The following is a 15763-nucleotide window of genomic DNA, read 5'->3' as shown; positions in this document are numbered from 1 at the left end:
TTCTGCTCTCAATAGGCCGACGAGAGTTCTGTGGACGCGATGTCGTGGACCTCGTCCCCGTTGAGAGAGGGAAGGAAAACGCAGACCAGACGGAGGTCTTCTTCGTCGGCGATCAGGTGGTGGGCGTCGTGCTTATCCAGTGCATACATCGTCCCCGGGACGATAGGATGCTCCTCGCCAGTGAGGTCGTCGCGAACGCGCCCCTTGCCGGCTATACAGTAGCAGGTTTCGACGTGATTGCGGTACTGCAGGAAGGACGAGGTCCCGGCCTTCACGATCGTGTCGGTCAGGGAATAGGGAACGCCGTCGGCTTTGATCAGAAACCGGCGGCTCCTTCCGTTGCCCCAGGCGAGGTCACGCTCGGTCCCTTCGATATCCACAAGCTTGCGAACTATCATTTGAATATCCCTCTGTTTGAGCCGGAGTACGCCAAGATAGGGCCAAGGCACCCTCTCAAGGCAACTACCAACGTTGGTAGTTGCCTAAGCTCAGCTCGCGGGCTTCTATCGGCCTGCTAGTAGGCGCCAGGGCTTTTTCCTCGATCTCTAATCCGGATCGAAACGAGCAAATCTGGCTAGCAGATAGGCTTTTCGGGATTGAAACGATCATGACATGGGGACACATCGCCGATCACAAGAACGCTGCCTCGCCCCCTGGCTCTGACAAGGGCCCAGTTAAACAAGACCCAGCATTTGTCCCTGGCGGAGCGCCGAGCTCCATCTCCCCGTACATCGGCCCGCCGTACCTCTCGAGGATAGTGTTGACCGCTTCCGATCAGCGATCAGGACTTCTTGTCGGCATGAAGTCAGCTCGGCCGTCAAGAACTTCGTTGAAGAGAAAATTGTCTACTGAGATAGAGCCTCTTCCATCGCTAAGTTTTCGGCCCCCGGCCGTTCTGCGATTGGGCGACGTGGTGATTGCGTTCGAGGAATGGTCTTCGACCAAAAATCATCCCTGTCGGAGTTTCCTCGGCGAAGATGATAAAGAACGCCTTTCTAGGCTTCGAAGTCCCCTTTCACGAGCAGAGTTTATCGCAGGAAGAGCTGCTCTGCATCATGCAGGAAGAGCCCTGGGCCACGATGTTAGTGAGATGCGCATTAATTACGATCCCGATTCTGGAAAACCTTACTTTGACTCAATCGATGCTTGCTTTCACTTCAACATAACTCACACGATCGGCTTGGCCGGCTGCATCGCCTCCAGAAATTGTCTGGTTGGCTGTGACTGTGAGAGATGGGATCGCGCCTTAAATATAGAGGAGTTCTCATATCTTTTCGACAGAAAGTTTCTAAACAAGAGAGAATGCTTAATTGAATGGACAAAACTTGAAGCATCGACAAAGCTGAGAGGTGAAAAGCTGACAGACAGGGTGGGCAGCATGGATAAGTTGATTTCACCAACATTTATGCGAACCGATGAGATCGAAATTGATATTCCACTTTCACCAGTTACTTTCGATATTAATAGAAAATTTGTTTTCAGCTGCTGCGTCGAATTAACACCCCACGCTTCGCGGAGAATTAGCAGTTCCACGCCGGGCGATGATTGTCGCATCCCATATCGTCAGCGAAGTGTTGCCGAAGGAGAAGCTCAAGGAGGGTCGTTCAAAAGGCCGGAACAATGATGTTTCAGACCGCGATGAACTGGATAAGAAGTGAAAGTTCCGGACGGTGGACGAACTCTATTTATCGGAAGACAGTAAGGCAGGTCCCCGCGCCTTTTCCGAGAAACGCGATCCGGTGTCGAAGGGGAGGTAATCGCGAGTGGCATCGATGACTAACACCGTTGGTCGGCGAGGCCTCCAACGCAATTTTTTCTTGTATGCATACCAGCTGATCGCACCGTGAAAATCTGACTGTAGAAGCAAAATTTGGAAACATAATCAATGGGAGACCATGGCCGTGAAGACGCGCGCCTTGAGAAGATTCAGACGCTGCCCGTATACTCATACACTCAAGCTTGATGCCAATCATAAATCTATTGGCACTCCGACGCGAATTGGAGGAGACGTTTGTGCGATGGATCCACTATGGCCTCTATTTTTTGGTGACACCGACAGCGATGGGACGCGAGGCGCGGACGTTATTAGGCATGACTTTTTTGCGCTCGGAATTTATGCGCGATTTACCTTGATGTCTAAGATCATCATGGCGTCTGGTTTCTCCAACGACATCAACGGAGTGCGGATGCGGCCTTCGCGCACCGAGTTAACTGTGGGTCCATTCACCGCGCCTTGAAAGCGTCGGTTTTCTGGCCGAGGTCGCGTATGAGGCGTCGGTTCGACGGGAGAGAATGCCGCCCTATTGTCCGGGAAATTCCCTGCCGGAAACCTGTTTGCAATGTGTCGCTCGAGGACCCGCCGGCTATGTCCGGCGGTAGTGTTATTAAGCCGTTGGCGAGCTCAACTATCCGCGCAATGTGCCACCGATTCTTTTGGATAGCGCTTCGGCATTGACAAACCGAATCCATTTAAAAGCGACGCGGGCTCAGCTGCGCTGGAGCGAGTACGGTAGACGATCCGATCTCGCTCCTTACGAGCGAGACCTTCCGCGATCAGCCACAGCCGCCGACGAGTCTATGTCTCTGATCAGTCGGCCTTTCCCACGGAAAATCAAATGGCTGTCAAGACAGCGCTCGACCCCAGTTGAACGTGGGGCCCGAATGGCTAAGGTCGATCATAACTAGCAGAGGCTGTACGGCAATTCGCCACGTTGATCATGGTCGACGGCAATCTTGCTCTTCAGTGGCGGAACGGCGCGTTGGATGCAATCCAAACGCTCACAAATGCGGCACGAAACTCCGATGGGCACGAATGCTGAGTTGTTCGTGACATCCAGCCGATCAGCGTAAACAAAATCGCCCGCATAGCAAATTTCGCATCCGAGCGCGATCGCGTAACGTCGGTGAGGAGCATCAAACCCACCGGCCGCTTTGGTGACTTCGGTCGCGATGCTGAGATAGCGCACGCCGTCAGGCGTCTCGGCCAATTGACAGATCATGCGCCCGGGGGCTTCGAAAGCCTGATGGGCATTCCATAGTGGGCACGCTGCACCATAGCGGGCAAACTGCAATTTGGAGGCGCTGTGCCGCTTCGTGATGTTGCCGGCCCGGTCAATACGCGCGAAAAAGACTGGAACGCCCTTCAACTCAGCCCTTTGCAGCGTCGAGAGGCGATGGGCCACCTGCTCGAGGCTGGCACCAAACCGAGCAGCGATAAGTTGAAGATCGTGCCGCAGTTCCTTAGCCGCTCCGAGAAAGGGGCGGTACGGCAACATCAATGCGCCTGCAAAGTAGTTCTGAAGCCCGATCTTGCATATCTCGCCCGCTTCGGCGGTCCGAAAGCGAGCCCGGTCGACAATAGCGTCGATCTCCTTCCTCTGCTCCAGCGCGCCAATCTGATATGCCATCTGGAAACTGCGTGTTGAGGGAGGTGAATAACGATTCAGGTACAGAATACGGGCAGACGCATCGAAGCGCCTGATCATACCCTCATCGTTGGCGGCTCGAGCGACGCGGACTTCGTGACGCGTCTCGATGTGATCCGCCAAAGCGACAGCAGTGTCCCGGTCCGAAATGCCCAACGCTATCGCCAGATGCTCTGCTGCTCGATCGAGCTCATCTATGTAGTTGTCGACGAAATGAAAGAAGTCGCGCACTTCCTCGTAGGGCGTCGGCTCTGCGAACGCGTTCGTGCGGATCAGATGGTCATCGAAGCTGGCAAGCTGCTCGCTGTTCCTGCGATAGGCCTGGTGACAGGCGATCAAAGCGTGAGCGAAATCTGGAGCATTCTGGGTGACGAGCTTCAGCTCCTGTAGGCCTGGTGAAAAACCGTGGCAAACAGGATCGGCAAGCGCCTCGCTCAAAGCCGACAGGAGCCGGTCCGCCTCACTACCAGCGATCGAAGCGATGTCGACGTGGAATTTCGCCGCCAGCGCGAGAAGAACAGTGGCGGATACCGGTCGCTGGTTGTTCTCGATTTGGTTGAGATAGCTGGTCGAAATGCCCAGCCGTTCCGCAAACACCGATTGCGTGGCTTTGCCGGCCTCACGCAATTCGCGGATGCGACGCCCGATAAAAAGCTTCGTCGATGCCATTTGCAAAATCGCAGTTTTCTATTTGCAAATTTGTACGTTACACAGCGACACCCGATCAAGGCTTTTCTATCTGTTGTCCCTGACTAAATGCATCGCAGAATGCGCTAGGGAGGCAGTCGATGACTTTAATCGGTGTTGCGGCAGGCCGCGTTACTCTAAGCAAGGCAATGGCGTCCGCACGGATTGCCGACACGATAATCTATCTGCCAGGTCTCCTGGGGCTCGCCGCGGTCATTGGCTTCAACGAGCAGACGCAGCAGTTTGGCCTGTACTCTCTCATAGCCAGCGGTGCCGTTAAGGAGATCCCCGGCGCACTGTTATTTCCGGGTTCGTTGCGAGCAAACCGCGTCAGGGCTGGCCACTGATGCGCGAGATACTTGAACAACTCGAGGCGCGGCGAGCCGAAGCCCGCCTCGGAGGTGGTCTGACACGCATCGCTGCCCAGCATGCCAAGGGTAAATTGACGGCCCGCGAACGACTCGACGTACTCCTCGATCAGGGTTCCTTCGAGGAATACGACATGTATGTCACGCATCGTGCGACGGACTTCGGCATGGATGCCCAGAGGGTGGCTGGCGACGGCGTCGTTACCGGGTGGGGCACGATTAACGGACGCCTAGTCTATGTGTTTTCGCAGGATTTCACCGTTCTGGGCGGGTCCCTATCCGAAACCCATGCGCAGAAGATCTGCAAGATCATGGGCATGGCCGTGCGGAATGGGGCACCCGTAATCGGCCTCAATGATTCAGGCGGCGCGCGCATTCAGGAAGGTGTAGCCTCGCTCGCTGGCTACGCCGATGTGTTTAAGCGCAACGTCGATGCGTCGGGCGTAATTCCGCAAATCTCAGTCATCATGGGCCCCTGCGCCGGCGGTGCGGTCTATTCGCCGGCCATGACCGACTTCATCTTCATGGTTCGCGACAGTTCCTACATGTTCGTGACGGGGCCCGATGTGGTGAAGACCGTCACCAACGAGATCGTGACGGCAGAGGAGTTGGGCGGCGCGCGCACGCACACGACGAAATCGTCTGTTGCCGACGGCGCCTACGACAATGATGTCGAGACCTTAGAACAGGTCAGGGCGCTGTTCGACTTCCTGCCACTTAACAATCGCGAGAAGCCACCGCTGCGTCCGTTCCACGATGACCCTTCGCGGATCGAGATGCGACTCGACACGCTAATCCCCGACAGCGCGGCAAAGCCGTACGATATGAGGGAACTGATCCTTGCGATCGCCGACGAAGACGATTTCTTTGAAATCCAGGCGGCCTTTGCGAAAAACATCATCACCGGCTTCCTGCGCATCGAAGGCCAGACAGTGGGTGTGGTCGCAAACCAGCCCATGGTCCTTGCCGGCTGCCTCGACATCGATTCCTCGCGTAAGGCGGCGCGCTTCGTGCGCTTCTGCGATGCCTTTTCGATCCCCATCCTGACACTGGTCGACGTGCCCGGTTTCCTGCCGGGTACATCACAGGAATTTGGCGGCGTCATCAAACACGGGGCGAAGCTTCTATTCGCCTATAGCCAAGCCACCGTGCCGATGGTCACCCTGATCACCCGCAAGGCCTATGGCGGCGCCTATGACGTCATGGCCTCCAAACACATTGGTGCGGATGTCAACTATGCCTGGCCAACCGCCGAGATCGCCGTCATGGGCGCCAAGGGCGCGACAGAAATCCTCTATCGATCGGAATTGGGCGACAAGGAAAGAATCGCCGCCCGCACCAAGGATTATGAGCAACGCTTCGCCAATCCGTTCGTGGCGGCCGAGCGCGGCTTCATCGACGAGGTGATCATGCCGCATTCCTCGCGCAAGCGCATCGCCCGCGCATTCGCAGCGCTGCGCGGCAAGAGCGTCGATACGCGCTGGAAAAAGCACGACACGATCCCGCTATAAAGGTGAAACGATGTGCAATCACGTGTCGTGCGGTGAGCGGACTTATACGACGCCAAGACAGCTTTCCGATGTCATCGGCGAACCGGAAGGCCTGGTTTGGCTGGAGCACGTCGGGGAAATGGATCGGTGCCTTTGCACTCATCGACTTACCGAACTCCCTGAACCGGGCCGGCTTGAAATAAGAGCAGGCTCACAACTCCAAGAAATTCACGGTTGAGCGGTAGATTTCGATGTTCAAGAAAATCCTCATCGCCAATCGTGGCGAGATCGCTTGCCGTGTCATCAAGACAGCGCAAAAACTTGGCATTGCCACGGTCGCTGTCTATTCGGATGCCGACCGCGAGGCACTGCATGTCAAGATGGCCGACAAGGCCGTGCATATCGGCCCCTCGCCATCGAACCAGTCCTACATCGTCATCGGCAAGATCCTTGATGCGGTGAAGCAAAGCGGCGCGGATGCCGTTCACCCTGGTTACGGCTTCCTGTCGGAAAATTCCAATTTCGCCGAAGCACTCAAGGCGGCGGGTGTCGCTTTCATTGGCCCGCCGCCGGTCGCCATAGAGGCCATGGGCGACAAGATCACCTCCAAAAAGATCGCGGCAGCCGCAGGCGTCTCCACGGTGCCTGGTCACATGGGGCTGATCGAAGACGCGGACGAGGCGGTGAAGATCGCCACCCAGATTGGCTATCCGGTTATGATCAAGGCCTCGGCCGGCGGTGGTGGCAAAGGCATGCGTATTGCCTGGAACGACGTCGAGGCACGCGAGGGTTTTCAGTCATCGAAGAACGAGGCAAAATCCTCCTTCGGCGACGACCGCATCTTCATCGAGAAGTTCGTCACCCAGCCGCGCCATATCGAGATCCAGGTGCTCGGCGACCAGCATGGCAACCTGCTCTATCTTGGCGAACGTGAGTGCTCGATACAGCGCCGCAACCAGAAGGTCATCGAAGAAGCGCCGTCCCCCTTCCTTGACGCCGCGACTCGCAGGGCCATGGGCGAGCAGGCTGTCGCGCTGGCCAGGGCGGTCGGCTATTTCTCCGCTGGCACGGTCGAATTCATCGTCGATGCGCAAAAGCAATTTTATTTCCTAGAAATGAACACGCGGCTGCAAGTCGAGCATCCGGTGACGGAACTGATCACCGGCATCGACCTTGTCGAGGAGATGATCCGCGTGTCTGCCGGCGAACCGCTTCGCCTCAAGCAGGATGATGTGAAGTTGAACGGCTGGGCAATCGAAAGCCGGCTCTATGCCGAGGATCCCTATCGCAACTTCCTGCCGTCCATCGGGCGGTTGACGCGCTATCGACCTCCTGTCGAGGGACGGCGCGACGACGGCACCGTCGTGCGCATTGATACCGGCGTCTTTGAGGGTGGCGAGATCTCGATGTACTACGACCCGATGATCGCCAAGCTGTGCACCTGGGCCCCCGAGCGTCAGACCGCGATCGATGCGATGGGCAAAGCGCTCGACGATTTCGAAGTCGAGGGCATCGGCCACAACCTGCCGTTCCTGTCGGCGGTTATGGACCATTCCCGTTTTCGGGATGGCCGGCTGACAACCGCCTTCATCAAGGAGGAATATCCAGATGGATTTTCCGGCGTTGTGCCGACCGAGTCAGATGCAAGAGTGCTTGCCGCAGTCGCCGCCTTTGTCGAGATAAGACGGCAGTGGCGCGACGTGCAGATTTCCGGCGCTATGGACAATCATCGCCGCCAGATCGAAACTACATGGGTTGTGACGCTCGCAGAGTTTGCGCTACCGATCATCACGGTGCAGCAGGCGAGCGCAATGCTGGTGGATTTCAGCGACGGTCCTGCCTTGCGGGTCACCAGCAACTGGGCGCCGGGCAGCCACCACGCGCGGTTCCTGGTTGACGGCGCATCGATCGGCGTGAAGACCGCCACGTCCGGAACCGGCCATCGCCTGCGCTGGCGCGGGATGGACGTATTGGCCCATGTGCGCTCTCGGCGCGCGGCCGAACTGGCGCGCCTAATGCTGAGGAAGCTCCCACCGGACACGTCCAAGATGCTGCTCTGCCCGATGCCTGGCGTGATCACCGCGATTGCCGTTGGCGAGGGCGATGCGGTGGAGGCTGGCCAGATTCTTGCAACGGTGGAAGCGATGAAAATGGAGAACGTGCTGCGCGCCGAACGCAAGGCCACTGTGAAGCGCGTCGTCGCGACTGCCGGCATGAACATGGCTGTCGATGAACTGATCATGGAATTTGAATGAAGGTAAGACAAATGACCAACCGCGCAGCCTACGGGGACTGGCGAAAACTCGCCGAGCACGAAATCAAGGCGTCGCCTGACAACTTGGTCTGGAATACGCCGGAAGGCATTGCGGTCAAATCGCTCTACACCGAGGCCGATCTGGATACGGCCGGCCACCTCGGCACGCTGCCCGGGATAAAACCCTTCCTGCGCGGGCCGCGGGCAACCATGTATGCGGGGCGTCCGTGGACCATCCGGCAGTATGCTGGCTTCTCGACAGCGGAAGAATCCAACGCCTTCTACCGCAAGGCGCTGCTGGCTGGCCAGAAGGGTCTGTCAGTAGCCTTTGATCTTGCCACCCACCGTGGATACGATTCAGATCATCCTCGCGTGGAGGGGGATGTCGGCAAAGCCGGCGTAGCGATCGACTCCGTCGAGGACATGAAGGTCTTGTTCGACGGCATACCGCTCAAGGACATTTCCGTCTCCATGACGATGAACGGTGCTGTCATCCCGATCCTCGCCTGCTTCATCGTCGCTGGCGAAGAGCAGGGCTGCTCGCACGCCGAGCTTTCCGGGACCATCCAGAACGACATCCTGAAGGAGTTCATGGTCCGCAACACCTACATCTACCCGCCCGAACCCTCGATGCGAATCGTCGCCGACATCATCGAGTACACCACAAAGGAGATGCCGAAGTTCAACTCTATCTCCATCTCCGGCTATCACATGCAGGAGGCGGGCGCGACGCTGGTGCAGGAACTCGCCTTCACACTGGCCGACGGGCGGGAATATGTTCGTGCCGCGTTGAAGAAAGGCCTCGATGTCGACGATTTTGCCGGACGGCTCTCGTTCTTCTTCGCGATTGGGATGAATTTCTTTATGGAGGCCGGCAAGTTGCGGGCGGCGCGACTTCTGTGGTCGCGTATCATGGAAGAGTTCCAACCGAAGAAGCCTGCATCGCTGATGCTGCGCACGCACTGCCAGACATCGGGCGTGTCGCTGCAGGAGCAGGACCCCTACAACAACATCGTGCGCACCGCCTACGAGGCGTTGGCCGCGGTTCTCGGTGGCACGCAGTCGCTTCACACCAACTCCTTCGATGAGGCGATCGCACTGCCGACTGAGTTTTCGGCTCGCATTGCCCGCAACACGCAACTCATTCTTCAGCACGAGACCGGCGTCACCAAGGTCGTCGATCCACTGGCCGGCTCCTATTACGTCGAAAGCCTGACCTCCGAACTTGCTGATAAGGCGTGGGCGCTGATCGAAGAAATCGAGGCCATCGGCGGCATGACCAAGGCCGTGGCAAGCGGCCTGCCCAAGCGCATGATCGAAGAGGCCGCGACTCGCCGGCAAGCAGCCGTCGACAAGGGCGAAGAGGTCATTGTTGGCGTCAACAGATACCGCTTGGAGACAGAGGACCATATCGACATCCTTGATATCGACAACGCTGCCGTACGCTCATTGCAGATCGCTCGAATCGAAACAACAAAACGCCAACGCGAACCCAAGCGCGTCGACGCTGCCCTTGCCGAACTTGGCAAGATCGCGGTCAACGGCAAGGGCAATCTTCTCGAAGCAGCCGTCGAAGCGGCGCGAGCGCGTGCCACAGTCGGTGAGATTTCGGACGCACTTCGCATGGCCTTTGGCGATCATTTGGCAAAGCCGGAAGTGGTCACGAAGGTGTACGGTGCAGCCTATGACCACGAGCCGGAATTTCAAACGCTTGTCTCGCGAATCCATGAGTTCACTCGCACCCTTGGACAAAGGCCGCGCATCATGGTGGCGAAGCTTGGTCAGGATGGGCATGACCGCGGCGCCAAGGTTATCGCGTCCGCCTTAAGCGACATCGGCTTTGACGTAGTGGCAGGCCCGCTCTTTCAGACGCCGAACGAGGCCGCACAGCTAGCAATAGAGGAGAAGGTGCATGTGGTGGGAGTGTCCTCGCTGGCGGCCGGTCACAGGACGCTCGCGCCGCAACTCGTCGAGGCGCTAAAGGCCAAGGGTGCCAACGACATTGTTGTGGTGGTCGGTGGCGTCATCCCGCGCCAGGATTATCAGTTCCTCACTGACAAAGGCGTGGCGGCCGTCTTTGGCCCTGGCACGAACGTGCTCGACGCGGCGCGTGCGGTCCTTGATCTCATGGAGGGAAGAAGACGCAACCAATGAACGACCTCATTCTGCCGACTCTCAGTCAGCTCGATGAAACGCCCCATCTCGTCAAGATCGAAGTCGGGGTGGATACCTTGGAGTAGTAGGCGACCGCCGCCTTGAGAAACGCGATGGCGCGCTCCTTTTTCTCGTCGGGCAGGATCTGCGCGAAGGCGACGCGGGAAGCATCGTCGATTTCAACTTTTGCGGATTGCCGGTGAAGCGATGGCCGACCTGGTTGAAGCGGCCGAGCTTCTTGATGTCGATATGGATCATCTCGCCGGGGTTCTCGCGTTCGTAGCGTCGGATGGTTAGGCCGACTCGATGTCCCTCAGCCGCGACAGCCCGGCACGCTTGAGCACTCGGCTGACAGTGGCGGCGAGACGCCGATATCCATGGCGATGTGCTTGCCAGTCAGCAGTAGACAATGCAAGGCGACGGCCACGGCCTTTCCGGTCTTGCCCAGGCATGACGGTGGGCCGCGAAGAGCGGTCGGCCATGCCTTTGCTGCCCTCCGCTCCGTAACACTCGACCCAGCGAGCTACGATCTTCGCCGATACCCCATACGCCCGCGCTGCATGGTCTTTGGAAAACCGCCTCCTATCCCCGCCAGCGCTATCTTGTCTTGACCCCAGTCTCCTCGGTCCGGTCCGAACGGACAACCTCTGCAAGCTCACAGCTAAGCGACGATGCCCTAAGGCCGGACCCAACGAGATCCGGCTGAAATTTCGATCCATATCCGAAATATGCCTACAAATTTCGGACAATGCCTACACGACTGTCGGCCTCCCCACCGCATACCGCCGATCGATCTGTTGATCAGGTACCAGCAAACGCTGCCGTCGTTCCGTCGTCAACGCGCGGCTATTCGCTCGTCTCGTCTCCGACGTCCTCTTGGCCCGCGGCAAAGTCGGGCATGACGTCACCGCCCAGAAACTTGTCCTTCGACAGCAGGCCTGCATCCTCGAGCGCCTCGAAGTCCGGCAGATCGCGCAGCGTATCAAGCCCGAACTCCAGCAGGAATTCTTTGGTCGTGACATAGGTGTAGGGCGCACCGGGCGTCGGGCTACGCGGGCCGGAAGCGATCAGCCCAGCACCGCGCAGATGACCAATAAAATCGCGACTGATCTCCTTGCCAAAGAATGACGACAACTCGGCGCGAGTGATCGGCTGGAAGTAGGCGACACACATCAGCACCAGCACCTCCGACTGCGTGAGTTCGACGTCACGCCCGTTGCCGCCGACGGCCGTGCCAAATGCACTGCGGATGGCATCGGCATAGGCGGGCCGGGTCAGGTGCTTCCATCCACCGGCGACGGCGACGAGGTCGTAGGGACGGCCGCGCAGTTCTTCGCGGATGTCGTCGATGAGGAGATCAATGCTGCAGCTTTTTCCGACGATGCGGGCGAGCGTTTCGCGGTTGACCGGCTCGCTGGCCGCAAAAATCGTTGCCTCGACGCGATGCATCCATTCGCGCCAGCGGGCCTCCGGCGGCAGGTGATCCAGCTCCCGGTCAAACAGCTGGTCAGCTGATCGACCGTCATCTGGCCGCCCCTTCCCTCGTCTGGGCGCTGCTTCCGCCATCGCTTTCAGATCCCGTAGAAGCGGAAGGTTGGCCGGCCGGACAGTTCGCGCACGGCGCCGAGTTCAACCAATCGGTCGAACAGGCGGCGCAGACCGCGGTCACTCATGCCTGCGATGTTTTCCGACGCCACGATCGCATCGTCGGACAGGAGTCTTTCGACAACGGCCTGCGCTGCCTTGGCCCTGAGCTTCGGCGCAACCGCAAGCAGCCGGTCCGCGCGGCGCTCGAGCTCGACGGATAAATCAATGGCGCGCAGCGCGGCGCGCGCCTGCGCGGCCAGCAGGCCTTTCGCACGCTCATCAGGATCTGTCTCAATGCCTGTCGCCACGGAGCTGGCTGCCAGTCGAGGCGTGCGGGCGCCTGTCCCCAAGGCTGCCTCGGCGCCCAGCAGCGGCATGGCGTATGCCCAACCCAGCCGCTGCGCCCGCAGGGCGTCGGCGAGCCAAGCTCCAACGGCGCGTGCGAAGCCACGGCGTTCGGCGGCCGTGAACGCACCGGTCAACATGCCGACCATTCCGATGCCTGCGGAAAGCTGTCGAAGATCATCTGCCAGTTCGCTGACCACCTCATCGTCCGGGGCGTAGCCGAACTCTTCCAGGACGGCGGCGAGGTTTTTCTTCGTCAGCAGCTCCTCCGCGGGCCGTGCTGCCAGCCGGCGCCAGGCGAGGAGAAAACGGCCGGCGGGGCCGACATTGTCGCCGAGCCGGGTGAGCAGCACGGCGTCGCGCAGCGCGCTTTCATCCTCGACGCGGCCGGCCTGTTTTGCCGTTGCCGCGGCCGCCGAAAGCGCCAGCCGCTGCCGCCAGGCGCCGGCCCACCGCTCCTGCCGGCGGACCACCGCATCGAGCGCGCCGATGGCGGCGCCAGCGGTGAGCGCGACGTCTTCAACATCTTTGCCCGCAAGGCTTTGCGCATCCGGCGCGGCGCGGCGCAGCCAGGCCGGCACAGTCGCCATCGGCGCGGTCGAAGGGGCACCGGCAAGCGCGATGTAGTGGTGCGGAGAGGGTTTGGGACGCAGAATCATCGCAAGCACGATGAATCACGGCGGCGCTTTTGGCAACCGAAATGGATAGAAAGCGCTGCGCCTGTCGTGCCAGATAAACGAACGATAATGTTGCATTATCGTTCGTTTTGCTGTCTATAGAGGAAATGGCCGTTTTCATCGATCGCAAGCCCGGAAATCACGCTCAGCGAAGTTCCGCAACGTCCCATAGCACGGCGGCCGCCGTCGAACTTTCCGCCGCCCCAACGCCGGCCGCGCCGTCAGCGCCGATTGCCGGCGACTGTCTCGACAGCGGCGGTCTCGACAACGAGTTGCCGGACATCGTCTCGATCGTCATGGCGATGGATCAGGCGCCGGAAGACGAGCCTGCGCAAGCCCCCTCCCCTGCCCTGCCGATCAGCGGCCAGAGGCGTGTGCCGGCGCATCTGGAAAAACTCGCCGATCGTGCCCGCGACTATGTCGAGGCGGCGAGTTCGGCCAACACCCGCCGCGCCTACGCCGCCGATTGGAAGCATTTCTGCACCTGGGCACGCCGCCAGAATCTGGAGGTGTTGCCCCCCGACCCCCAGACCGTCGGCCTCTACATCACCGCCTGCGCGTCCGGCAAGCTAACGGGGGACAAGAAGCCGAACTCCGTGGCGACGATCGAGCGCCGTCTGTCCTCCTTGACGTGGAATTATACGCAACGCGGCCAACCGTTGGATAGAAAAGACCGCCACATCGCCACCGTGCTGGCCGGCATTCGCAACAGCCACGCAAAACCGCCGGTGCAGAAGGAAGCCATCCTGCCCGAGGATCTCATTGCGATGCTCGAAACCCTCGACAGGGGAACCCTGCGTGGCTTGCGCGACCGCGCCATGCTGCTTTTGGGCTTTGCCGGCGGCTTGCGCCGCTCCGAGATCGTCGGGCTCGACGTTGCCAGGGATCAGACGGAGGACGGCCGCGGTTGGGTCGAGATTTTCGACAAAGGTATTTTGGTGACGCTGCGGGGCAAAACCGGCTGGCGCGAGGTCGAAATCGGCCGCGGCTCGTCCGATGCCACCTGCCCGGTTGTCGCGCTGCAGACCTGGCTCAAATTTTCCCGGATCGGCCATGGCCCCCTGTTTCGCAGGGTGGCTGGGCAAGGCAAAAAAGTGGGCGCCGAGCGATTGAACGACCAGGAGGTGGCACGGCTGGTCAAGCGCACCGCGCTCGCCGCCGGCGTTCGTGGCGATCTGTCGGAAGGCGAGCGCGGGACCAAATTCTCTGGGCATTCGCTGCGCGCCGGCCTCGCTTCCTCGGCCGAGGTCGATGAGCGCTACGTGCAGAAGCAGCTCGGCCATGCTTCTGCGGAAATGACCCGTCGCTATCAGCGCCGGCGCGACCGGTTTCGGATCAACCTCACCAAGGCAAGCGGGCTGTAAACGCCCCTTTAGAGGAAGCCCGCCCCTACCAAGGGCCAATAAACTCCGTTTGCGCGATCGCCTTGCTGCAATCACAATATGTCGATAGATTACGGTTCTATCGACATGATTTGGCAATGTGTCGATGCCAACGACATATCAACCCCGACATGTCGATCGAACAGGGAACCAGCGACATGACGTTTCAGGCTGACCGGCCTTACAATGACCTCCCTCCCCTGCCCCCAAAGGAGGATGTTGAAACGAAGGTGGTGCTCAAGGCCTGCATAGTGGCGCGCGCGGCCCTGGCAGAGCTCAGGGTATCGGGTCAGCTTATCCCGAACCAAGCAGTCCTCATCAACTCTATCCCGCTCCTAGAAGCCCAGGCAAGTTCCGAAATAGAGAACATCGTCACGACGACGGACCGCTTGTTTCGCTTCGCCAATGAAGCCGGAAATCTCGCTGATGCTGCCACGAAGGAGGCGCTGCGCTACCGCACCGCGCTCAATCAGGGCTTCCGAACTCTGCAAGAGCGTCCTGTGACGACATCAACGGCAGTCGCGGTGTGCCGCACCATCAAGGGCGTCGAACTGGACATTCGGTCGACGCCCGGCACGGCCCTGGTCAACCAGGCGACGGGTGCGGTTGTCTACACCCCGCCCGAGGGACAGAACCTCCTGCGCGACAAGCTGGCGAACTGGGAGCGCTACATCCATGAGGCCGAGGACATCGATCCGTTGATCCGCCTCGCCGTGATGCACTACCAATTCGAGGCCATCCATCCGTTTGTCGACGGCAATGGCCGAACAGGCCGCGTGCTGAACCTGCTCTATCTGGTTGACAAGGGCCTCCTGGATATCCCGGTGCTCTATCTAAGCCGCTATATCATCCGAAACAAAGGAGCCTACTACGATCGCCTTCTCGCCGTGACGACGGAGGGCGCGTGGGAAAGTTGGATCCTCTACATGCTCGCCGCGGTAACTGAGACTGCTGGCTGGTCAACTGCCCGTATACGCGCGATCCGCGACCTGCTCGACCAGACCGCCGAGCGCTTGCGCCGAGACCTCCCGAAAATCTACTCCCGAGAGCTTGCCGAGATAATCTTCGTCAATCCGTACTGCCGGATCGGCGACCTGGTTTCATCCGGCATAGCGAAACGACAGGCGGCATCGGTCTATCTGAAGGCCCTCGTCGACAATGGCCTGTTGCAAGAAGTCAAGGCTGGTCGCGAGAACCTCTATATCAATCCGGCCTTGCTGGCGCTTCTCACCGAGCGCGAGCCGGCGCAAGGCGGCCGGTGAAGCCCTCACCTTCCTACCGGCACTAAACCGCCCAGCCGTGCATCTCGCCCTCATCCGAAGACGACCGTTTGATTGCCCTGGTTTCCGGCATATCTGATTCGTGCCTGGACTTTTTCGTTCGCTACATTGCCG

General features: G+C 59.5%; 11 protein-coding genes and 1 pseudogene. 7 read left to right on the top strand and 5 right to left on the bottom strand.

All coding sequences use genetic code 11. The features are described from left to right. Positions 1-8 precede the first annotated feature (8 nt). Positions 9-398, bottom strand: coding sequence for an ectoine synthase (locus ACSQ3Z_RS32825; RefSeq protein WP_436175341.1), 390 nt, complete (start codon positions 396-398; stop codon positions 9-11). A gap of 503 nt (positions 399-901) precedes the next feature. Between ACSQ3Z_RS32825 and ACSQ3Z_RS32820 the strand changes: the two genes are divergently transcribed. Then, positions 902-1624 carry a 4'-phosphopantetheinyl transferase family protein gene (locus ACSQ3Z_RS32820; protein ID WP_436175340.1) on the top strand — a complete coding sequence of 241 codons (723 nt, stop codon included), beginning with the start codon at positions 902-904 and terminating at the stop codon, positions 1622-1624. Positions 1625-2681: 1057 nt separating this feature from the next. On the opposite strand, the gene ACSQ3Z_RS32815 is transcribed toward ACSQ3Z_RS32820, so the two are convergent. After that, positions 2682-4094: a helix-turn-helix domain-containing protein gene (locus ACSQ3Z_RS32815; protein ID WP_436175339.1), complete on the bottom strand. Its 1413-nt coding sequence runs from the start codon at positions 4092-4094 to the stop codon at positions 2682-2684. A gap of 119 nt (positions 4095-4213) precedes the next feature. Between ACSQ3Z_RS32815 and ACSQ3Z_RS32810 the strand changes: the two genes are divergently transcribed. The 4 genes from ACSQ3Z_RS32810 to scpA all read left to right on the top strand — a co-directional run bounded on the left by ACSQ3Z_RS32810 (position 4214) and on the right by scpA (position 10378). Continuing rightward, positions 4214-4459: a hypothetical protein gene (locus ACSQ3Z_RS32810; protein WP_436175338.1), complete on the top strand. Its 246-nt coding sequence runs from the start codon at positions 4214-4216 to the stop codon at positions 4457-4459. After that, positions 4459-5991, top strand: coding sequence for an acyl-CoA carboxylase subunit beta (locus ACSQ3Z_RS32805; RefSeq protein WP_436175337.1), 1533 nt, complete (start codon positions 4459-4461; stop codon positions 5989-5991). The genes ACSQ3Z_RS32810 and ACSQ3Z_RS32805 overlap by 1 nt, the downstream gene beginning before the upstream one ends. A 230-nt stretch (positions 5992-6221) precedes the next feature. Further along, positions 6222-8225, top strand: coding sequence for an acetyl-CoA carboxylase biotin carboxylase subunit (locus ACSQ3Z_RS32800; protein WP_436175336.1), 2004 nt, complete (start codon positions 6222-6224; stop codon positions 8223-8225). An 11-nt stretch (positions 8226-8236) separates the two neighbouring features. After that, complete coding sequence (gene scpA / locus ACSQ3Z_RS32795; RefSeq protein WP_436175335.1) at positions 8237-10378, top strand: methylmalonyl-CoA mutase; 2142 nt, start codon at positions 8237-8239, stop codon at positions 10376-10378. A 73-nt stretch (positions 10379-10451) separates the two neighbouring features. On the opposite strand, the pseudogene ACSQ3Z_RS32790 reads toward scpA, so the two are convergent. The 3 genes and pseudogenes from ACSQ3Z_RS32790 to ACSQ3Z_RS32780 form a co-directional block, all read right to left on the bottom strand. Beyond that, a pseudogene (locus tag ACSQ3Z_RS32790) lies at positions 10452-11037 on the bottom strand (helix-turn-helix domain-containing protein); the annotation flags it as partial. A gap of 187 nt (positions 11038-11224) precedes the next feature. Beyond that, positions 11225-11944 carry an SMC-Scp complex subunit ScpB gene (gene scpB, locus ACSQ3Z_RS32785; protein ID WP_436175334.1) on the bottom strand — a complete coding sequence of 240 codons (720 nt, stop codon included), beginning with the start codon at positions 11942-11944 and terminating at the stop codon, positions 11225-11227. A gap of 5 nt (positions 11945-11949) precedes the next feature. After that, positions 11950-12900, bottom strand: a complete 951-nt coding sequence (locus tag ACSQ3Z_RS32780; RefSeq protein ID WP_436175333.1) for a DUF1403 family protein — start codon at positions 12898-12900, stop codon at positions 11950-11952. 194 nt (positions 12901-13094) lie between these two features. Here ACSQ3Z_RS32780 and ACSQ3Z_RS32775 point away from each other — a divergent pair, with 194 nt between their 5' ends. Next, positions 13095-14351: a site-specific integrase gene (locus ACSQ3Z_RS32775; protein WP_436175332.1), complete on the top strand. Its 1257-nt coding sequence runs from the start codon at positions 13095-13097 to the stop codon at positions 14349-14351. 176 nt (positions 14352-14527) lie between these two features. Then, a complete protein-coding gene (gene fic, locus ACSQ3Z_RS32770; protein WP_436175446.1) occupies positions 14528-15631 on the top strand; it encodes a protein adenylyltransferase Fic in 1104 nt (367 codons plus the stop codon). The last annotated feature ends 132 nt before the right edge of the window (positions 15632-15763 follow it).

Source organism: Mesorhizobium sp. LjNodule214, assembly GCF_964252735.1.
Taxonomy (GTDB): Bacteria; Pseudomonadota; Alphaproteobacteria; order Rhizobiales; family Rhizobiaceae; genus Mesorhizobium.
The sequence above is the reverse complement of the archived record's forward strand: the minus strand, read 5'-3'. Positions and strand labels throughout refer to the sequence as shown.

Coding starts and splice junctions, on each gene's coding strand:
- ACSQ3Z_RS32800 (WP_436175336.1), top strand. CDS start 6,222: ATGTTCAAGAAAATCCTCATCGCCAATCGTGGCGAGATCGCTTGCCGT.
- ACSQ3Z_RS32810 (WP_436175338.1), top strand. CDS start 4,214: ATGACTTTAATCGGTGTTGCGGCAGGCCGCGTTACTCTAAGCAAGGCA.
- ACSQ3Z_RS32780 (WP_436175333.1), bottom strand. CDS start 12,900: ATGGCGACTGTGCCGGCCTGGCTGCGCCGCGCCGCGCCGGATGCGCAA.
- fic (WP_436175446.1), top strand. CDS start 14,528: ATGACGTTTCAGGCTGACCGGCCTTACAATGACCTCCCTCCCCTGCCC.
- scpA (WP_436175335.1), top strand. CDS start 8,237: ATGACCAACCGCGCAGCCTACGGGGACTGGCGAAAACTCGCCGAGCAC.
- scpB (WP_436175334.1), bottom strand. CDS start 11,944: ATGGCGGAAGCAGCGCCCAGACGAGGGAAGGGGCGGCCAGATGACGGT.
- ACSQ3Z_RS32825 (WP_436175341.1), bottom strand. CDS start 398: ATGATAGTTCGCAAGCTTGTGGATATCGAAGGGACCGAGCGTGACCTC.
- ACSQ3Z_RS32805 (WP_436175337.1), top strand. CDS start 4,459: ATGCGCGAGATACTTGAACAACTCGAGGCGCGGCGAGCCGAAGCCCGC.
- ACSQ3Z_RS32815 (WP_436175339.1), bottom strand. CDS start 4,094: ATGGCATCGACGAAGCTTTTTATCGGGCGTCGCATCCGCGAATTGCGT.
- ACSQ3Z_RS32775 (WP_436175332.1), top strand. CDS start 13,095: ATGGCCGTTTTCATCGATCGCAAGCCCGGAAATCACGCTCAGCGAAGT.